This window comes from Mycobacterium sp. (assembly GCF_052145595.1).
GTDB lineage: Bacteria > Actinomycetota > Actinomycetes > Mycobacteriales > Mycobacteriaceae > Mycobacterium.
Genome location: NZ_JBKQOI010000131.1, coordinates 13,228 through 31,603 on the forward strand (window position 1 = coordinate 13,228; position 18,376 = coordinate 31,603).

General features: G+C 67.1%; 18 protein-coding genes, 1 tRNA gene and 2 pseudogenes. 9 read left to right on the plus strand and 12 right to left on the minus strand.

What is annotated here, in order from left to right; genetic code table 11:
- Window positions 1-86 precede the first annotated feature (86 nt).
- From ACLP4W_RS11480 to ACLP4W_RS11500, 5 genes are all read right to left on the minus strand, one after another.
- The gene (locus tag ACLP4W_RS11480) at window positions 87-1,511 is read right to left on the minus strand and encodes a DUF7159 family protein (protein WP_442386245.1); all 1,425 of its coding nucleotides are present in this window, start codon (window positions 1,509-1,511) and stop codon (window positions 87-89) included.
- A gap of 220 nt (window positions 1,512-1,731) precedes the next feature.
- Window positions 1,732-3,165: a DUF7159 family protein gene (locus ACLP4W_RS11485; RefSeq protein ID WP_442386261.1), complete on the minus strand. Its 1,434-nt coding sequence runs from the start codon at window positions 3,163-3,165 to the stop codon at window positions 1,732-1,734.
- A 286-nt stretch (window positions 3,166-3,451) separates the two neighbouring features.
- Entirely contained in the window at window positions 3,452-5,353 is a 1,902-nt protein-coding gene (locus ACLP4W_RS11490) for a DUF7159 family protein (RefSeq protein WP_442386246.1), read from the minus strand.
- Window positions 5,354-5,461: 108 nt separating this feature from the next.
- On the minus strand, window positions 5,462-6,034 hold the full coding sequence (gene dcd / locus ACLP4W_RS11495) for a dCTP deaminase (protein ID WP_442386247.1): 573 nt from the start codon (window positions 6,032-6,034) through the stop codon (window positions 5,462-5,464).
- A 36-nt stretch (window positions 6,035-6,070) separates the two neighbouring features.
- Window positions 6,071-6,715: a hypothetical protein gene (locus ACLP4W_RS11500; RefSeq protein ID WP_442386248.1), complete on the minus strand. Its 645-nt coding sequence runs from the start codon at window positions 6,713-6,715 to the stop codon at window positions 6,071-6,073.
- 296 nt (window positions 6,716-7,011) lie between these two features.
- Here ACLP4W_RS11500 and ACLP4W_RS11505 point away from each other — a divergent pair.
- From ACLP4W_RS11505 to ACLP4W_RS11530, 6 genes and pseudogenes are all read left to right on the plus strand, one after another.
- A tRNA-Gly gene (locus ACLP4W_RS11505) sits at window positions 7,012-7,085 on the plus strand.
- A gap of 93 nt (window positions 7,086-7,178) precedes the next feature.
- Window positions 7,179-7,328, plus strand: coding sequence for a hypothetical protein (locus ACLP4W_RS11510; RefSeq protein ID WP_442386249.1), 150 nt, complete (start codon window positions 7,179-7,181; stop codon window positions 7,326-7,328).
- 74 nt (window positions 7,329-7,402) lie between these two features.
- Window positions 7,403-7,579 carry a hypothetical protein gene (locus ACLP4W_RS11515; protein WP_442386250.1) on the plus strand — a complete coding sequence of 59 codons (177 nt, stop codon included), beginning with the start codon at window positions 7,403-7,405 and terminating at the stop codon, window positions 7,577-7,579.
- A gap of 228 nt (window positions 7,580-7,807) precedes the next feature.
- Window positions 7,808-7,993, plus strand: a pseudogene (locus ACLP4W_RS11520) (alpha/beta hydrolase); the annotation flags it as partial.
- Window positions 7,994-8,031: 38 nt separating this feature from the next.
- On the plus strand, window positions 8,032-9,441 hold the full coding sequence (locus ACLP4W_RS11525; protein WP_442386251.1) for a xylulokinase: 1,410 nt from the start codon (window positions 8,032-8,034) through the stop codon (window positions 9,439-9,441).
- Window positions 9,442-9,530: 89 nt separating this feature from the next.
- Window positions 9,531-10,268 (plus strand): hypothetical protein, encoded by a 738-nt coding sequence (locus ACLP4W_RS11530; protein ID WP_442386262.1) that lies wholly within the window; start codon window positions 9,531-9,533, stop codon window positions 10,266-10,268.
- Here the strand turns inward: ACLP4W_RS11530 and ACLP4W_RS11535 are convergent.
- The 3 genes from ACLP4W_RS11535 to ACLP4W_RS11545 form a co-directional block, all read right to left on the minus strand.
- On the minus strand, window positions 10,259-10,939 hold the full coding sequence (locus tag ACLP4W_RS11535; protein WP_442386252.1) for a GAP family protein: 681 nt from the start codon (window positions 10,937-10,939) through the stop codon (window positions 10,259-10,261). The genes ACLP4W_RS11530 and ACLP4W_RS11535 overlap by 10 nt on opposite strands.
- A gap of 26 nt (window positions 10,940-10,965) precedes the next feature.
- A complete protein-coding gene (locus ACLP4W_RS11540) occupies window positions 10,966-11,616 on the minus strand; it encodes a GAP family protein (protein ID WP_442386263.1) in 651 nt (216 codons plus the stop codon).
- Window positions 11,617-11,701: 85 nt separating this feature from the next.
- Window positions 11,702-12,007 (minus strand): hypothetical protein, encoded by a 306-nt coding sequence (locus ACLP4W_RS11545; protein WP_442386253.1) that lies wholly within the window; start codon window positions 12,005-12,007, stop codon window positions 11,702-11,704.
- A 171-nt stretch (window positions 12,008-12,178) separates the two neighbouring features.
- Between ACLP4W_RS11545 and ACLP4W_RS11550 the strand changes: the two genes are divergently transcribed.
- Complete coding sequence (locus ACLP4W_RS11550) at window positions 12,179-13,696, plus strand: glycosyltransferase family 39 protein (RefSeq protein ID WP_442386264.1); 1,518 nt, start codon at window positions 12,179-12,181, stop codon at window positions 13,694-13,696.
- A 3-nt stretch (window positions 13,697-13,699) separates the two neighbouring features.
- On the opposite strand, the gene ACLP4W_RS11555 is transcribed toward ACLP4W_RS11550, so the two are convergent.
- Entirely contained in the window at window positions 13,700-14,524 is an 825-nt protein-coding gene (locus ACLP4W_RS11555) for a glycoside hydrolase family 16 protein (RefSeq protein ID WP_442386254.1), read from the minus strand.
- A gap of 125 nt (window positions 14,525-14,649) precedes the next feature.
- Window positions 14,650-15,102, minus strand: coding sequence for a MarR family winged helix-turn-helix transcriptional regulator (locus tag ACLP4W_RS11560; protein WP_442386255.1), 453 nt, complete (start codon window positions 15,100-15,102; stop codon window positions 14,650-14,652).
- A gap of 119 nt (window positions 15,103-15,221) precedes the next feature.
- Here ACLP4W_RS11560 and ACLP4W_RS11565 point away from each other — a divergent pair, with 119 nt between their 5' ends.
- Window positions 15,222-15,875: a hypothetical protein gene (locus ACLP4W_RS11565; RefSeq protein WP_442386256.1), complete on the plus strand. Its 654-nt coding sequence runs from the start codon at window positions 15,222-15,224 to the stop codon at window positions 15,873-15,875.
- A 4-nt stretch (window positions 15,876-15,879) separates the two neighbouring features.
- On the opposite strand, the gene ACLP4W_RS11570 is transcribed toward ACLP4W_RS11565, so the two are convergent.
- Window positions 15,880-16,905, minus strand: coding sequence for an NADP-dependent oxidoreductase (locus tag ACLP4W_RS11570; RefSeq protein WP_442386257.1), 1,026 nt, complete (start codon window positions 16,903-16,905; stop codon window positions 15,880-15,882).
- Between the two features lie 56 nt (window positions 16,906-16,961).
- Here ACLP4W_RS11570 and ACLP4W_RS11575 point away from each other — a divergent pair, with 56 nt between their 5' ends.
- Window positions 16,962-17,666 (plus strand): DUF3060 domain-containing protein, encoded by a 705-nt coding sequence (locus ACLP4W_RS11575; RefSeq protein WP_442386258.1) that lies wholly within the window; start codon window positions 16,962-16,964, stop codon window positions 17,664-17,666.
- A 5-nt stretch (window positions 17,667-17,671) separates the two neighbouring features.
- Here ACLP4W_RS11575 and ACLP4W_RS11580 read toward each other — a convergent pair.
- Window positions 17,672-18,376: pseudogene (locus tag ACLP4W_RS11580) on the minus strand (cyclase); the annotation flags it as partial.

The following is an 18,376-nucleotide window of genomic DNA, read 5'->3' on the forward strand; positions in this document are numbered from 1 at the left end:
CACAGGTGTAGGTGGCCGCGATGATCTAACTGCATCGCTGCGCTGATCGGTGGGCAAACGGGAGATGACAGGTGGCCTCGAGAGGCCTAGTGGTGACCACCGAACCCGCCGTGACCTCCGCCGAAGCCCCCGTGGCCTCCGCCGCCGGGGAACCCGGGGAACCCGCCACCGCCATGAGGCCCGTCTCCGCCGCCGGGCCCGAACCCACCGCCAGGCCCGAACCCGCCCCCCGGCGGGCCGCCGATGCCCGGTATTGGCAGCGGAATCGGCACTGGAATGGGCGCCACCGGTGGCGGCGCGGGCGCCGGAGCCTCCGGTACCGGGACGGGGACCGGCGCCGGGGCCACGGGAACCGGCGCGGGAGCGGCCGGCACCGGAGCGGGCGCCTCGGGAACCGGAGCGGGCGCCTCGGGGACGGGAGCGGGGGCCGGAGCAGGAGCCTCGGGAGCGGGAGCGGCCGGAGCGGGAGCCGCCTGGGTGGGAGCGACCACGTGGTGCCCGGGGCTGGGCTGTACACCGGCGGTCGGCCGGATGGCGATCGCCAGCGAAACCACCAGCGCCACCACACCGACGACGAAGATCGCGGCCAACGCGCTCCCAACCAGCCTGAATGACCGGCGGTCGTGATAGCCCGCGCCGACCAGCTGGGTCGCGGCGGTCTGCTCGCCGGTGTAGACGTAGCCGAAGTCGTCGGGGACGGCGCTGTAGGCGAGGGCGTCGTCGCCGGCGCCGGCCGGACCCGCCAAGTAGCCGGGGGCCACCGCGAACGGATCGATGGCACCCGTGCCCGGGTCCTGCGCGTAGGCCAGCGCGGCGGTGGACGACGCGAAAAGCGGAGCGTTCGCCGACGCCAGTGCCGCCCCGCGGGCCAATGCCGTTTCCGGCTCCTCGGCCGCTGTCAACGGAAGCGTGGTTGCCGCCTCCAGCGCCGGCTTGATCATCGGGATGTCGATGCCGGAACCGACGACGAACACGGCGTCCGGTCGCGTCGCCAACGTCTCGGCGCCGGAGACCATCGTGGCCAGCTGGGTCACCGCCGCTTCGTCTTCGTCGGGCAGGGCCTGCCGACGGACGTCGGCGATCGAGCCGTCCGCCGAATTGACGACCGCGAGGGTCGCGGTGTCGGGCTCGATGTACAACAGCGCGGTGTGCGCATAGTTGGTCTGGTTGCCGACCGCTTGCGCGAGTGCGGTCGCAGCCAAAAAGGCCGAGACCAACATCACATTCTCGATCTTGTGGGCGGCCAACGCGTCCCGCAGGGCGGCCGCCTCGATCGGGTCGGTGAACGTGACGCCGGTCGACGCCAGCTGGTAGCCGCCCTCGGCCGCGCCCTCCCGGGTCCCCAGGATCGCCGCGACCACCTGGTCGGCTGCGCTGAGGGTTGCCGCGTCGTCATCAGCGGCCATGCTGAAATTTTCTTCGTCGACGGTGGCGCCATCGCCATTCTGACCTTCGACCAGCACCATCCGGACTGCCGTCGGCGCCATCGACACACCAAGCACGGTGTCCAAAGCTCCTCCATCGTCATTTGCTAGCCAGTGGCATCGGGGGACGCGGTCGTCGCAAACTCCAGCAACGGCGAGACGCTGTAGGTCCCGATCCCGTATTCCCCCAGTGCCCCGATTTTACGCGCGGTCCGCCCGTCGGGCTCGGCTAGGGGACCGGGATCCTGTGTCCCAGACGACGGCGGAGCCAGCCACCACCGTCGTGATCGTCGGGAGTCCTGAACGGCTACCTGTGCCCGAAACCCCCGAACCCGTGACCACCACCGAAACCGCCGAAGCCGTGCCCACCGCCGAAACCGCCGAAGCCGTGTCCACCGCCGAAAGGCCAACCACCGAAGCCACCGTGGCCGCCGCCGAAGGGCCCGCGGGGGCCCGGCCCGCCGCCGTGGGGCCCGCGGGGACCCCCCAGTCCTGGCTCCGGAGGCCCGACAACCGGAACGCGGGGAATGGGAACGAAGACGGGCGGCGGAATCACGGGCACCGGCGGAGCGGCGGGAGCCGGGGCTATGGCCGGCGGGTTCATGTGATGGGGCACGGCCACCGGCGCAGGCGCCTGAATTTCCGGCTTCGCCACAGCCGGTGGTGCGGGCGCGGGCTGGGTTGGCGCAACGATGTTTTCGTTGGGGCTGGGCCGCATCGCGACCGTCGGGCGGATACTTATCGCGAGCGCAATCTCAAGCACCACAACGGCGCTGATGAATACCACCGCCAGCGTGCTGCCCACCAGCAGAAGAGATTTGCGCCGCTGCGCGCCCTCGTCCAGACCGATCACGGTTTGGGCCTCGGCGTCCTCGTCCGCCACGGCACTGTAGGCGACGTTGGGCCTGCCCTTCTTGGCATCGGCGGGAAGCTCCGGAGCGCTGCGGTATTCGGGCAGGTATCCGGGTAGTAATCCGGGAGATTGGCCGGCGAGCGCCAGCGGGTCGACTTCGCCCGTGCCGGGGTCCAGCGCGTAAGCCAGCGCGGCCGTTGACGACGCGAACAGCGGCGCATTCGCCGATGCCAGTGCCGCACCGCGGGCCAGGGCCATCTCTGGCTCGTCAGGTACGGACAGCTCGAGGGAAGTCGCGGCCTCCAGTACCGGCTTGATCAGCGGGATGTCGACGCCCGAACCCACGACGACGACGCCCTCGGGGCTCGCCTCCAGCGCCGCAGCGCCCGAGACCATCTCGACAAGCTCGGCCACCGCCCGGTCTTCGTCGTCCGCAAGAACCCTCCGGCGCACCTCGGAGATCGAACCGTCAGCGGTATCGACCACAGCCAAGGTCGCGGTGTACGGCTCGACGAAGAGCAGCGCGGTGCGCGCATAGTCAGTGGCAGCGCCGACGGCCTGGGTCAGGGCGGCTGCGGCCATGAAGGCCGAGACCAGCATGACGTTCTCGATCTTGTGCGCGATCAGGGCGTCGCGCAGCAGCGCGGCCTCGACGTGGTCGGTCCAGGTCACTCCGGCCGAGAGCAGCTGGTAGCCGCCCGCGGCGGCGCCCTCCCTGGTGCCCAGGATGGCTGAGACCACCTGATTGGGCGCGGTGAAGGGCGACCCGTGCCCGTCGACGTCAAAGTCGTCCTGGTCGACAGCCACCCCGTCGGCGCTTTCACCTTCGACCAGCACCATGCGGACCTTCGTTGGCGCCATCGAGACGCCAAGCACGATGCCCACCACCGCCAAAGTCCCTTTCGGTAGTTTGCTGTGCCGACGCGAAAATTCCGTCGACAACACACATTTCTAGCTATTCGGTCCGGATTTGTTGCCACAGCAGCGTGCGGGCTCTCTTATCCGAGATTAGCTGGGCACTATGAAATTCTGGTTCTGAGAAACGGAGCGGCGCGGGTTTTTCGGCGTGCCCCAGTACGTCGACCCTACCCGCGTGACCATGGGGTGGTAAGCGCAAGTCGGCATTCGTTAACCGTGTTGCAACACTGTGCGACACCCGGCCGCCAGCCGATGGCTACCTGCGCCCCCCGCCACCGCCACCGCCGCCATGGCCGCCGCCACCACCGCCGCCGAAGCCGCCACCACCGCCGCCGAAGCCACCGTGGCCGCCGCCGAAACCGCCACCACCAAAGGGGCCCCCGCCGCCAAACGGCCCGCCGCCTCCACCAAACGGCCCGCCGCCTCCACCAAACGGCCCACCGCCACCGCCAAACGGCCCACCACCGCCGTGACCGCCACCGCCGAACGGCCCGGGTCCGGCAGGCTCACCGCCGCCATGACCGCCGCCACCGAACGGGCCGCCGCCACCGAAGGGGCCTCCACCACCAAAGGGGCCGCCACCACCAAAGGGGCCGCCGAACGGCCCAGGCCCGGCGGGCTCACCACCACCGACACCGCCCGGGCCTTCACCGGGGATGTGGATAGGCCCAACCTCGCCCGGGCCCCCGGGGGTCGGAACGTGGCCGCCGCCCTCGCCGAAAGGCCCTCCTGACCTGGGAGAGGACCCTTGCCACGGGGGCGTCTGGTGGGGTGGCGACTCCGGAACCATGCCACCACCGTGCGACGGCGCCTGCGGCTGCGGGACGTGTAGCGGCTGTTGCGGCACCACAGCCTGCGGTGCCAAAAGGTGCGGCGCCTGGACTGCCGGGTCGGGGAGGGGCACGTGGACCGGTGGAACGAGAACCGGCGCCAGCGGAGGCACCACCACAGGGACCGGCACCACGGGCGCCGCGGGAACTGGAACTGCCGGAAGCGGAGCCGCGGGCAGCGGTGCGGCGGCTGGCAGCCTGGGCGCCGCCATCGCCTGCGGCGCGCTGAGTTTCAAGGCCGGCGCGGACGCCTCTACCGGCGCGGGCGCCGGGGCCTGTTGCGTTGGGACGATGAGGTTTTGGCTGGGGGTGGGCCGCAAAGCGACGGTCGTGCGGATGCCGATCGCGAGCGCAATTTCCAGCGCCAGGACCGCGCTGATGCCGGCCACCGCCAACCCGCTGCCGACCAGCAGGACCGGCCTGCGACGCGGTTGGTCTTGTTGGGGAGCGAAGAGCTTTTCGATGACGACGGTCTTGGCATCTGCGTCCTCGTCCCGCACCGCACTGTAGGCAAGCTCGTCGTCGCCGAGCTTTGCCCCGAAGGGGGCACTCGCAACGCTGAGGTAGTCGGGCAGCGCGTACAGGTCGGCAGCACCGGTGCCGGGGTCCTGTGCGTAGGCGAGCGCCGCGGTCGACGAGGCGAACAGCGGCGCGTTCGCCGACGCCAGGGCCGCACCGCGGGCCAGCGCCGTCTCCGGCTCCTCCGGCGCGCTCACGTTGAGCGAAGTGGCCGAATCCAGTGCCCGCTTGATCGGGGCGATGTCGACACCCGAGCCGACCAAGAAGAGGCCGCCCGGAGCGGATTCCAGCTCCTCGATCCCGGCGATCATGCCGGTGAGTTGGGCGATGGCCTCGTCGTAGGAGTCGGCATAGATTTGTTCTCTGTAGAGATCGGTGACGGAACCGTCGGAGGTCTCGACGACAGCCAACGTCGCGGTCTCGGGCTCCACGAAAAGCACCGCGGTGCGCTCGTAACCGACTGCCCCGCCGACGCTTTGAGCCAGCGCCGTCGCGGCCAGAAACGCCGACACCAGCATGACGTTCTCGAGCTTGTGGGCGGCCAGCGCGTCGCGCAAGGCGGCCGCTTCTATTTGGTCGGTCCACGTCACACCGATGGACGACAGCTTGAGGCCGGCATCGGTGGCGCCCTCGCGGGTGCCCAGGATGGCGGCGATTACTCGATCGGGCGCGCTCGCAGTGGCCGAGTCGTCGGCGGCAGTGACGCGAAACTCGTCCTCTTCTATCGTGGCTCCGTCGGCGTTTTCGCCTTCCAGCACGACCATCTGGATCGACGCCGGTGCCATCGACACCCCGAGCACGATATCCAAAACAAACCCCTCCCAAGGTAACGATTTGCCAAACCATGGTCGGGCGGAGGAGAAACCACGGACCAACTAATCATCGCGCAGAAAGACTGTGCCGGCACCCCGACGAACTTATGTAGATCTTATGAAGTTCTCATAGGACCGAGACGGCGTCGGTCCCCGCTGACCCTGGTACTTCGACCCCACACGCGAACTGCCGTAAGGGTGCTCGGCCGGGCTGGTCAACCGCAAAATGCACAGCTGGCCGATCTTCATGCCGGGCCACAGGGTGATCGGCAGATTGGCGACGTTGGACAGCTCGAGCGTGATGTGGCCGCTGAAGCCCGGATCGATGAAGCCGGCGGTCGAGTGCGTCAGCAGGCCCAGGCGGCCCAGCGACGATTTGCCCTCCAAGCGTCCCGCGAGGTCGTCGGGCAGGGTGAAGAGCTCCAGCGTCGAGCCGAGCACGAACTCGCCCGGGTGCAGCACGAACGGTTCCCCGTTGACGGGTTCCACCAGGCTCGTCAGCTCGTCCTGCTGCTGTGCGGGGTCGATGTGGGTGTAGCGGGTGTTGTTGAACACCCGGAACATGCGGTCAAGGCGAACGTCGATGCTGGACGGCTGCACCAAGGTGTCGTCGAACGGGTCGATGCCCAGCCGCCCGGCGGTGATTTCGGCCCTGAGGTCACGATCGGAGAGCAGCACCCGTTGAGCCTATCTGCCGGTGGACGGGACGCGGGCTCAGCGGAGATAGACTTCCCGGCCCGTCGGGTAGCCGCCTCCGGTAGTGGTGACGTGGACGTGGTCATAGTGGCCGAGCCTGCTTGGCTGCGCGCCGTTGGGCGTGTAGTAAACGCCGCGCCAAATCGCGTCTTGCATCCCGAATCGGCTCGCGTTCTGCAGCACGAACGCGACGATCTCGTTTCCCAGCGCTATGCCGTCGGCGGTCTCGGGGTTGGGGATCATCACGTCGATCGCCAAACCAAGGGGATGCCATGGCAGCGGATCCGGTCGAACGCCGCCGATTTCATGAATCTGGGGGAACGCCGCACTGACGGCGCGAGCCGCCAAGATGGTCCTGACCTGCATGCCCCGCTCGTTTGCGACCCCGACGGGCAGAAAGCGGCTGTCGACTCGCAATCTCGATGCCCGAGCCAGCCGACCTTGGGCGGCACCCGCACCTTCGGCGGACCTATCGGCGATCGGTGCTGTCACGACCTCCAAGCGGGACGGCGCGACGTCGGCGACAACCGGCTTGGTGCGCTCGCGGGCGGCGCCGGAACAAACGTCTCCCCCCGCCGCGACGAACACAGCGACCGAGGCGACGCCCGCAGCCAGGACCATTGGCGACTTTCGCCGGGCCCCGGGTAATTCATGCCGACCCACGGAAAGCACATTACGACAAAATAACGAAAGAATGAATATGGCACATTCAAGATCAGGGGGCGGAAATTCTTTCCACCCGTCTACGAGGGCAGACGGGTTACTTGGGTCGCGCCAGAAAGCTTCGCAGTTTGATAGCGGCGTTCGATTGCCGCGCTCGAATTACTTTCCGTATCTGGGCCCAATCGCGCCGCTGTGATTTTGGCACTTGGGTCACTATGGGACAGCAGCACCCGAAGAACCAGGCTGCGGGCGCGGTGCAGGATGCTAGCCTTCTCAGGCCGGACATTCCCGGGCGCGCCGATGTAGTTCAATGGCAGAACATCAGCTTCCCAAGCTGAATACGCGGGTTCGATTCCCGTCATCGGCTCCACTCCGACCAGGGGAAACACCGTTCGAAGGTGTTCGAAGCACTTGTCAGTGACACGCGCGTGACACAACTCGATCCGATGTCGCCCCGGAACCGGTGCCTGATGAGTTCACCCTGACGATCGACTACTACGACACCCGCGGTCGGCACTACATCGACTCGCACGAGCTGTCCGTCGTAACGCCGCAGGACCACACCCGCACGACGCCGGGCGGCAACTCACCAAAAAGAGCCGCCCAAAAGTGACCGTTTTCGCGTGCTCGCCCGTCTACCTATATGAGAGCGGCTCACCGCCGCAGCGACACCGATGGGAGTGACCAATGGGCACAGCGATGCGCACTGGGCATTACAGGTTTCCCAACGGTTCGGTGCTGCGGGTGGACTTTGAGATGGGGCGTTGGGTGGGCACGCTTTACGCGCCCTCCATGACGATCAAGACACAAATCGTCGGTAGTGATGCTGACGTTCACGCCTGGGCCGCCGGCCTCGCGGCATAACACCCCCTCGGGATTCGGCTCAGCCGGATCCGCTACCGCAACCGGCGACAGCCAACCGCGACTGGCGGGTTCGATTCCCGTCATCGGCTCCGGTGTGATGAGCGCAAACACCGTCGAAGGTGTTCGAAAGACTTGCCGGCTTCTCATCTAACGCAAGGCCGACGTCACCGCGACACCTTTGGCCGCAAGACCTTACGCGCGCCATCCAGGGCAGGTTAGATCTCCACCATGGGCGAACGTGTCACGTTCCTACGCTCCGCGGGCCCGAACCTGGCAGGAATTGTCGAGGTGCCGGACAGGGCGGTGCGCGGCTGGGGCGTGTTTTCGCGCGGCTTCACGCTTGGTAAGGACTGCCCGGCCGCGGACGGTACCGGGATGCTGCGCTTCGACGCACTGAGTGCCGGTGGATCAGAACGCACGGTGATCGACGCACTCATCAAGCGGGACAACGAGTGACTGTCCTGGTCGCCGGCCTCGATTCGTCCACACAAGCATGCAAGGTCGTGGTGTGTGATGCCGACACAGGTGCGGTGATCCGCGAGGGCCGCGCCAGCCACCCGGACGGCACCGAAATCGCCCCGGCGGCATGGGAATCCGCCGCAATGGACGCGATCGCATCCGCGGGCGGGTTGGATGACGTCGACGCGATTGCGGTCGGTGCGCAGCAACACGGCATGGTATGCCTGGACTCGACCGGCCAGGTGGTGCGGCCCGCACTGCTGTGGAACGACGTGCGCTCGGCCGATGCAGCACTCGCGCTCGTCGACGAGCTCGGCGGAACGCGCGCGTGGGCGCAGGCCGTCGGTGTCGTGCCGCTGGCCGCGATCACGGTGTCGAAGCTGCGGTGGCTCGCCGACAACGAGCCAGAGCTTGCCGATCGCACGGCCGCCGTCTGCCTACCGCACGACTGGCTGACGTGGCGGTTACGGAGCGGCCCAGGCACTCTAGACATCGCGACGCTGACCACCGATCGCAGCGACGCCAGCGGCACCGGTTACTACGACGCCGCGAGCAACGATTACCGTTTCGACCTGCTCGAGCTGGCCATGCGTGGTCGCCGCCCCGAGCTGCCGATCGTGCTGGGCCCATCGGATTCGACCAGCGGCGACGGGCGGACATTCGGGGCCGGCCTCGGCGACAACGCTGCCGCGGCGCTCGGCCTCGGCTCCGAAGAGGGCGACGTGATCGTCTCGGTCGGCACGTCAGGGGTCGTGGCCGCGGTCACCGCGAACCCGGTCCGCGACGACAGCGGGTTCGTAGCCGGATTCGCCGACGGCACCGGGCACTACCTGCCGCTCGTGTGCACGCTCAACGGTGGGCGGGTGCTCGACGCGGCCGCCGCGATGCTGCGGCTCGACCACGACGAGCTGTCCCGACTTGCGCTCTCGGCACCGCCGGGCAGCGAAGGTCTGGTGCTGGTGCCGTACCTGGAGGGTGAACGCACTCCCAACCGTCCCAACGCGACTGGCGCGTTGCACGGCCTGCGGGTATCGAATGCCACGCCGGCCAACCTGGCCCGCGCCGCGGTGGAAGGGCTGCTGTGCGCGCTAGCCGACGGCCTTGCACAACTCACCAGGAATGGCATCGCTGCGCGCCGGATTCTGCTGATCGGCGGCGGCGCCCGATCGCGGGCACTTCGCGAGATAGCACCCGCGGTGTTCGGGATGCCGGTGCTGGCGCCCAACCCCGCCGAGTATGTCGCGCTGGGCGCGGCACTGCAGGCGGCCTGGGCGTTGCGCGGATCGCCCCGACCACCCGCCTGGACGCCTCGGCCGAGCGACGAGTACGCCGCCGACCCGGCGCCGGCCGTGCTGGAACGCTATGCGCAAGTGCGCGACCTGACCGAAGGCGCACAACGGTGACCGCCGACCAGCTCCGCATAATCTCGAGTGACCGATAGGACGGATAAGGCCGATAAGAATTGACAAGCATGCGCTCGCTCCCCGACGACATGGAGGCACAGGGCTACTCAAAGAAGTGGCTGAAAAACGCCGAGCGACGGGGCGTGCGTCCGGCCGTCATCGTCGAGATCGCCCGACGGCACGCCATCACCCCGGACAGCTTTGCCGTCCTCGGGAAAATGGAGGAGGTCAAAGACCCGAAGGGCAAGTCGTTCTTCCTCATCCCGCGGGGAACGACCGGGGACGACGTGCGCATCGCGACGCTGATGACCTACGTCTTCAACGCGGGCACCGATTACGGCAAGGCGGGCAGGCAGCCCGCGGACTTCCCCGAGACGCCCTACTCCGCCGCCGAGATCGCGCGAATCATCAACCGGCAGAAAGCAAACAGCTGGAGTTACTCGCGGGACGTCGGGTTCGTTGATCGCAACGGAGGGCGCCTCGTCACGACCCCGAACGGCATGCTCATGGGCCTTGGCGGCAATTTGATCCAGCGGCAGTTCAGCCGGCGTGGCGGCACCGCTTGGGGCGACGTGTTCATGGTCAACATGGGCTACCTCACCGATCCCGCCCAGCGGCTTCGTCAGATCGTCCGCTCTGGGCGCGCCGGCAACCTCGATTTGGACCGGTTGCTCCACCACGAGGAGCGACACAGTCAGCAGTGGGCGGCGAAGGGCTACGCGGGCATGCTCAGGGACTACAGCCGGGAACTGATCCGCGAGTGGGTCTTCGGCAAGACAAACCGGCTCGAAGAAGACGCCGGCCTGTCCGACGGGGGCTACAGATGATGCAAAGCATCAATTCCGTGGTAGAGGATCATCACACCGATTACGACCAGGATCGCCGCGAGTAGGGCGGCGTTGTTCTTGTCCATCCAGTCTTTGACCCGCGCCAGCGTCGGGTCGAGGCGCTGACCGGCTGCCGCGTAGGCCAGAATGGGGATCGCGACGCTTGAAGCCGCGATGGCAACGAAGAACGCGGCGGCCAACCAGTCACCGGCGAGACCGAGCCCGCTGGTGCCGATGCCCAGGCCGGCCGGCACGCAGATGAGCGCAACGTCCGGTCTCACTGCCGCCAGCGCCGCCCCGGTGAGCCCCGCACGGACCGGCGTGATGGCGCCAAACGAGCGCATCCAGGCCGGCGACTCGCTGTGGCGGTGCCGGATCAACCATCGGAAGATGCCGTAGACGATCAGCGCCGACCCCAGGACCACGCGCAGCCAGGACGACCACCTCGGCGGCGACTTGTCCAGGCCGCCGAGCAGGCCGGAAGCCGCGACGGAGAGCGCCGTCACCGCGGCCAAGCCCAGCACCCAGCCGCCGAGGAAGGCAAGGCCGCTCGGCCGTGGCCGCGGCGCCTGTAACACCAGCACAGCCGGGATGACGGTGATCGGTGAGAGTGCGATGACCAGCCCGAGCGGAATGAGCCCGGTCGACACGGAGCCCCAGCTTCCTGTCATGGGCAGCAATCTAGCGTGTTGCGTTACTAAAGAGCATGAATTCCGTTGTAGAGCACTAGCAAACCGATCAGGACCAAAATGACAGCGAGCATGGCGGCGTGGTTTTGTTCCATCCAGACCTTAAGCCGTTCCAGCGCGTCGTCGAGGCGGTCACCGGCGCCGACATAAGCCAATATCGGAATGGCGACCGTCGAAGCGGAGACCACGACGAAGACGGCGCCGGATATCCAGGCGCCCGCGGCGCCCAGCCCGCCGGTACCGATGGCCAAGCCGGCCGCCGCGCAGAGGATCAGCACCTCCGGTCTCACCACCGTCAGCACCGTCCCGGTCACCCCCGCGCGCACTGGGGTGAGCCTGGAAAACGAGCGCATCCAGCCCGGAGTCTTGCCCTGCCGATGCCGGGTCAGCCAGCGATACACGCCGAACACGATCAGCACCGACCCCAGGACGACGCGCACCCAGGACGCCCAGGTCGGCGGTGCCTGGTGCAGACCGCCGAGCAGGTCGGAGGCCCCGACGAATGCCGCGGTGAGGGCGGCCAGACCCACCAGCCAGCCGCCGAGGAAGGCGAGGCCGGCCGGCCGGGGCCGGGGCGCGTGTAGGACCAGCACCGCCGGGATGACCGTGATTGGTGAGATCGCGATGACCAGCCCGAGCGGAATGAGCTTGCTGAGCACAGAACCCCAGTTGCCTGCCACGGGCAGCAATCATCGCATTGACTTGACCCGCAAGCAGCGCTTAGTCGCACATCGCACGCAATGTTCACCTCGCCCGGCGCAGCGTCCAGGCCGGTACCCAGTGCGTCACGGTTCTCCGCTTGGAGCCGTAGGCGATCGGGTAGGTCACCAGGCCCCACCAGTCGCCCTGCTCGCAGATGCCCCAGCAGCTCAGCCGACCCTCGACGACCTTGTGCAGCTGCAGACCGTTGGGCTGATACCGGCCCGAGCGGTGCGGCTCGCGCGGGAACAGCACCGTCAGGTCAACCAGCACCGTGATCGGCGGACGGACCACCCGAAACGGGCTGCGGACCGGTTGGCCGTTGTATCCGATCGACGCGAGGTCGGCCATTTGTCGATCATACGTTCGAATCGGTGGTGGGTTTAGCCCGCCATTTCCCCGGTCTGCTTCTGGCAACATAGTGGTGGTGTTCGGCGAGACCGCGATCCGTTTGGTGGCTCGGTGAGCGTCTCCGATGTCCGCGAGTCAGAGCATCAGCGTGGTGCGCGTCGCGGCGACCTGCTGGCACCGCCGCCGGCCGCGCTCGACCCGCTGATCGTTGCGGTGCTGGCCGCCGCACTAAGCCTGGGCGGCGCCGGTCGTCCGTCTTTCTGGTACGACGAGGCCGCAACCATCTCGGCCTCGTACAGTCGTTCCCTTGCTCAGCTATGGCGCATGTTGGGCAACGTCGACGCCGTCCACGGCCTGTACTACGCGCTCATGCACGGCTGGTTCCAGATCTTTCCGCCCACGGAGTTCTGGTCCCGCGCGCCAAGTGGCCTGGCCATCGGGGGCGCCGCCGCCGGAGTGGTGGTGCTGGCCAGGCAGTTCTCGTCCCGCACTGCCGCGGTGGCCTCGGGGGTGTTCTTCGCCATCTTGCCTCGCACGACGTGGGCGGGCATCGAGGCTCGCCCATATGCCCTTTCGATGATGGCCGGCGTGTGGCTTACGGTGCTGCTGGTTGTCGCCGCGCGCCGTGAAAGCCGTTGGCTCTGGCTGTGTTACGGCATCGGCCTGGTGACATCGATGCTTGTTGACATGTATCTTGCGCTGTTGTTGATGGCGCACGTCGTCTTCATTTGCGCCTTCCGGCCCCCCCAAAGACATGGCCGAACCGTCCTTGTCCCATTCGGCATTACGTCGGTTCTGGCGGTTTGTGCTTTGGCGCCGTTCGTGATCGAGGTCGTCGGGCAAGTCCAACAGATCAAATGGATCGCACCGATTGGGTACCGAACGATCGAAGATGTGGCGGTTCAGCAGTACTTCGAGAGAAGCCCACCGTTCGCGATTTTGTCCGCACTGGTCATAGCGGCGGCTATTGTCTTGTGGCTCAGCACATCCGCGCGGCTGGCACAGCCGGATCGGCAACTGCTGACCCTGGCGGTCGCGTGGCTGGTGATACCGACCGCGCTCATCGTCACCTGGTCGGCGCTGGTTCACTCGGTCTACACGCCGCGCTATCTATCCTTCACCGCACCGGCGATGGCACTGGTGCTCGGCGTCTGCACCGCGGCAGTGGCCGTCAAGCCATGGGCGACGGCGGCCCTGGTAACTCTGTTCGCTGTCGCCGCGACGCCGAACTATATTTGTGCGCAACGTAATCCCTATGCCAAATACGGTATGGACTACAGCCAGGTCGCAGATCTGATCACCGCGAAGGCGGCACCCGGCGATTGCTTACTCGTCAACGACACGGTGACCTTCATGCCTGCCCCGATGCGGCCGTTGATGGCGGCGCGTCCGGATGCGTATCGCAAGCTCGTCGACCTGACCCTGTGGCAACGGGCAACGGACACCAACGATGTCTTCGACACCAACCTCACACCGGAAGTCGTCGCCAAGCCGTTGAGCCACTGCGGAGTTGTCTGGGTCATCACCGAAGCCGACGCGTCAGTGCCCGCTCACCAACAGGGCTCGGCGCTACCACCAGGCCCACGCTACGGAGCAACCCCAGCCTTCGCGGTCCCCCACGACCTGGGCTTCCGGCTAGTGGAGCGCTGGCAGTTCAACCTGGTTCAGGTGATCAAGGCCCAGCGATGACTCTCACCAGATGCGTATGTAGTCGATGAGCATGGACGCCGGGTAGGTACCTGCGGCGGGATCGCCGGCGCCAACCCCACCGACCGCAAGCGTAAACATGGGAGTCATCCAGTAGCCGGGATTGTTGAACGGCCACCGAAAGTCGTCAGGAGCGCCGCCGTGGACCTTGATGGGTTTGTTGGGAACACTGTAGTACGGTGCCCCGTCGCGCGAGAATTGGAACCCGTCCTCGCCCCAATGCATTCGCCACGTGTGCCAACCGCCGTCCACCAGACCGGGAATCGATCTCCCCTCCCAGGTTTTCCCGTTGGATGCCGCGTGGACGGTGGTTCCCGGGGGCCACGATCCGTTGCCGTACCACTCGAAGATATCGACCTCGCCGTCGGGCAGAGGATCCTCGTTGACACCCCAGAACGACGGCCACAAGCCAGGGAACAAGCAGTCCAGCTTTACCCGCGCTTCCCAGGTTTGGTTGATCATGCTGCGAAAGTTGCCGCGGAGTTTGCCGGTGTAGTAGTTGCCCATTTCCTGGGTGGCGCACAGGACAAGATTGGATTTGCCGTCGAGGAACACGTTTCGGCGATCGTTGCGGTATATCCCGTCGACCGGCGGGAAGACGTCGTCCTGCCAGGTCTGCACCGTCCACTTGCCCGGATCGGGACCCGAGCCCGCCGGGCCGTCGAACTCGTCGGAGAAAATGTAGGGCCCGGCGCCGCCAGCCGGTGCGGTTGGCGGGGACGGGTGGGCCTGCGCCTCCGGGACGCGAATCGCGGCCGCGGCCGCCAGCATGCCGATCCCCGTGGTCAACAACATGCTGCGACGATCCATATCCGATACCACCCAATCGTTAAAGAGCCGGGACCTCCGGCACCGCATGATTCCCCATAAGCAACTTTCGCAAACGGTGTTATGAAACCATGCGGGAGGGTGCCGCGCATCCTCGGCGCGCGGCTCTATCCAGCCGAAATGCTGTTCGACTGGGTTGCGGCAGGGGTTCCCGCGGCATAGAGCAGTTGCTTGAGGTGGTGCTGTTCGTCGGCGGTGAGCCGCGTCAAGATCCGTTGTTCGGCCACCTGTACGGCAGCCTGCGCGCGCTTCAGCAAGGCCTTGCCGCGGCGGGTGAGCCGGGCCGGCATTGCCCGGCCCGCCGGGCTGGACGCCGGGCGGCTCAGGACACCGCGGTCCTCCAACGCGCGCAGCACCTGGTTCATCGCCTGCGCGGAGACGTTGGTGCCGCGAGCCAGCTCGGCGCTCGTGAGCCCCGGATGCGACGACAAGATCCGCATGCACACGAATTCCGGCAGGCCGAGTCCCAGTGGCTTGAGCTCGGCGGCAACCTGGGGCCGCAGCGCCGCCATTACGCGGTACAGCAGAGAGCCCAGCGGCTCCTCGTGGGATTGACTCATGTTCCACATGCTGGCACGCGCCAGACGGTTCCCCCCAGGCAACCATCAATTTCATTGACATCCGCGCGGTCAGTGGTATCAAGGAACTTGATAGTCCGATGTGGAAAGGAACGACAGCGATGTCTGGTGGTGGATTCTTCGGCGGCTTCGGCGGACCCGGCTTTGGCGGGCCCGGCTTCGGCGGCTTTGGCGGGCCCGGTTTTGGCGGCCCCGGTGGTGGTGGCCCCGGTTTTGGCGGTGGCTGGGGCGGAAAAGGCTGGGGCCATGGTGGTTTCGGCGGCCCTGGCGCAGGGCCGGGTTTCGGCCCCGGCGGTCGCCGTCCTTTTCTCAAGCGTGCCGCGTTCGTCACCGCGGCGATGCTGCTCGACGGGCCGGCTGACGCCGCGCAGGTCGTGCAACGGGTGTCCGACGCAACCGAGGGTGCGTTCACCCCGCCGCAGGACCTGGCGGAGCTTGCCATTGGACTGCTCGCCGGCCGGGGCATGGTAACGGTCGACAACGGCGTGGCGACACTGACCGAACTCGGCCGGAACGTGCTGGCCTGGCGGGGCGTCAGCAGCGAGACCGCGCACGCTTTTTTGGGGCGGGCGGCCAAGTTCGGCGACGTCTTCAAGATCCGCAGGACACTCTTCGAACTCGCCGGACTGGCCCGCACCATCGCCTGGACGGGCACCGACGAGCAGAAGCAGCAACTCGCCGAGACCCGGACCAAGGTTCTGGAAGTCCTGACCGACGCCAAGAAGGCGCTGCACCGCATCCTCGGCGAGGACTAGGGGCTCAAAGGGAAGCGGGTTCGCTGAGCTTGACCAGCATCTTGCCGATGTTGGCCCCGGTGAATAGCCCGTTGAGGGCGTCGACGCACGACTCGATGCCCTCAAAGATGGTCTGGCGGTGCTTGATCCGGCCCTCGTGCTCCCATTGGCGAAGCGCGGCGAATGCCTCGTCGAAACGGCCCCACTCGTCGAGCGCGTTGAATCCTTGCATCAGAGCGGTTTTCGACAACAGGTTGACGTAGTTGGCCGGTCCTGGGTGCTCTCCGCTCAGGTAGCTGGAGATGACGCCGCAGAGCACCACCCGAGCTTTGGTGGCCAGGCGGCCGAGCACCGCATCCAGGATCGGCCCGCCGACGTTGTCGAAGTAGACGTCGACGCGGCGGGGGCAATGCTGTTTGAGCGCAGCGGTCAGGTCGTCGCTTTTGTAGTCGATACACGCGTCGAACCCGAAGTCCTCCACCACCGCCCGGCACTTCTCCGGCCCGCCGGCGATCCCGACCACCCGGGCGCCGGCGATCTTGGCGATCTGTCCGGCCACCGACCCGGTGGCACCCGCGGCGGCCGAGACCACCACCGTCTCCCCCGGCTGCGGCCGACCGATGTCGGTCATCCCTATGTAGGCGGTGGCCCCCGTCGGGCCATACACGGACATCACCGCCAGCTGGTCAACCGCGGCCTTGCCGGAAATGGGCGTGCTGAACACGTCATCGCGGACGATCACGTACTCCTGGAAGCCGGTCAGCGTGGTGATGACGTCGCCGACCTCGTAGGCGTCGCAGCGCGACGCCACGACCTCGCCGATCCCCGCCGCGCGGATGACCTCACCCAGCTGCACCGGCGGAAGGTAGCCCGGCTGGTCATTCAGCCAGGTGCGAACCGCGGCGTCGAGGCCCACGTAGGTGGTTCGCACCAGCGCTTCGCCGTCCGCGGGCTGGGGCGCCGGCGTGGTGACCAGCTCCGTGTCACCGGGCTGGACCAGCCCGGTCGGGCGGCGACGCAGCAGGATCTGGCGGTTCGGCAACTCGGGCACGGTGCTGAAACTACCGAAAGGGCCGAAATTACCCGAATGAATGGCATATTCGGTGCATGGAACGGCAGGATGACCCGGAAGAACGCATCCGGGAACTCGAGCAGCCCCTCGCCGACACGGCACGCGCGTGCGAAACGGGAGGAACACAGCCGCCCGGCGGTTACGCCTACCCGCCCGGCCCGGCGGGCCCACCGGCGGCACCGCCACCACCGAGCCCGTGGACCTATGGCGGCCCGTTTGGCGGGCCACCGCCGAAACGGTCGGGCAACCGCATGTGGTGGATCGTGGGCACCGTCATCGTCATCGGCTTTCTGGCCCTCGCGGGGGGCATCGCCGCCTTCGCCGCACACCAGCTTTCCGGTGTCCGGTCGATCATCAACTCCCCCCCGACCATCTCCGGAGGCATCAGTTCGCCGCCGAGCCCCCCGAGTAGCCCGGCGCCGCCGACCGGCAGGACTCAAACACCCGGACCGTCGACGTCACCCGTGCCACCGCCGGGCGGCAAGCTCAGCGTCTCGGGTATCAACGAGAACCGGACGATCGCCTGCAGCGACAACATCGTCAGCATCAGTGGGATTTCCAACACGGTGGTGATCACCGGCCATTGCACGAAGATCACCGTGTCCGGCGTCCAAAACTCGATCACCGTCGATGCCGTCGACACCGTCGAAGCCTCCGGCTTCAACAACAAGGTCATCTACCACTCGGGCACGCCGACGATCGACAATTCCGGCGATTCGAACGTCGTCCAGCAGGGTTGAGCGCGTCAGGCACCCGCCATCGCTTCGGCCTGCGCCAGATATCCCTCGAAGTCGGCCTCAGCTGCCTTGGCCCGGAAGCGTTCCAGGAACTGCTGATAACCGGGCCCATCGCCGCACGCCCGCGCTAGCAGGGCCCGTAGTCGCAGCAGCGGAAGCTCGTGCAGCACGAATCCTGGTTCGGTCGGTACCGCCGCCAGCTTGTCGATCGCGCGTTGCGCGCCCTTGATGTCGGCGGTCGGGCCGCGCGACAACAGGGCCTCGACTAACACCGTCGTGGCGGGCCCGCGGAAGATCATCTCGCCGGTGTCGAACTGCTCGCCGAGAACTGTTGTGGCCAAATCGATCGCGCCGTCGAGATCCCCAGATCGCGCGCGCTCCCGGGCAACTTCGATATCCGACATTCGTCGCAGTGTCACGATAAGCTGTTCGTTCACGATCATCTCGCGCGCCTTCGCCAGAAATTCCAAGCCGGCCGCCGTGTCTTCCGAGTCGTTGTGAATCAACGTCGTCGCTCGGTTAAGCAGGGCGTACGCGACGGCGGTGTTATTCGCGGACCGTTGCGCGATTTCCAGAGTTTCCGCCACCTGCGCCACGTCTTGCGCATCGGGCAGTACGGCGCCGTTCTGCGTCGCGGCCGCATACCTGTACAGCTGCACAAAGGGCCGGGTGGTTGCGCCGCCAACCGACCTGGCCAGGGCAACGCTTTCGTC

Excerpts from the sequence above, each read along its gene's own strand:
- ACLP4W_RS11515 (WP_442386250.1), top strand. The coding sequence starts at position 7,403 with ATGGGCACAGCGATGCGCACTGGGCATTACAGGTTTCCCAACGGTTCG.
- ACLP4W_RS11530 (WP_442386262.1), top strand. The coding sequence starts at position 9,531 with ATGGAGGCACAGGGCTACTCAAAGAAGTGGCTGAAAAACGCCGAGCGA.
- ACLP4W_RS11535 (WP_442386252.1), bottom strand. The coding sequence starts at position 10,939 with ATGACAGGAAGCTGGGGCTCCGTGTCGACCGGGCTCATTCCGCTCGGG.
- ACLP4W_RS11545 (WP_442386253.1), bottom strand. The coding sequence starts at position 12,007 with ATGGCCGACCTCGCGTCGATCGGATACAACGGCCAACCGGTCCGCAGC.
- ACLP4W_RS11555 (WP_442386254.1), bottom strand. The coding sequence starts at position 14,524 with ATGGATCGTCGCAGCATGTTGTTGACCACGGGGATCGGCATGCTGGCG.
- ACLP4W_RS11560 (WP_442386255.1), bottom strand. The coding sequence starts at position 15,102 with ATGAGTCAATCCCACGAGGAGCCGCTGGGCTCTCTGCTGTACCGCGTA.
- ACLP4W_RS11565 (WP_442386256.1), top strand. The coding sequence starts at position 15,222 with ATGTCTGGTGGTGGATTCTTCGGCGGCTTCGGCGGACCCGGCTTTGGC.
- ACLP4W_RS11575 (WP_442386258.1), top strand. The coding sequence starts at position 16,962 with ATGGAACGGCAGGATGACCCGGAAGAACGCATCCGGGAACTCGAGCAG.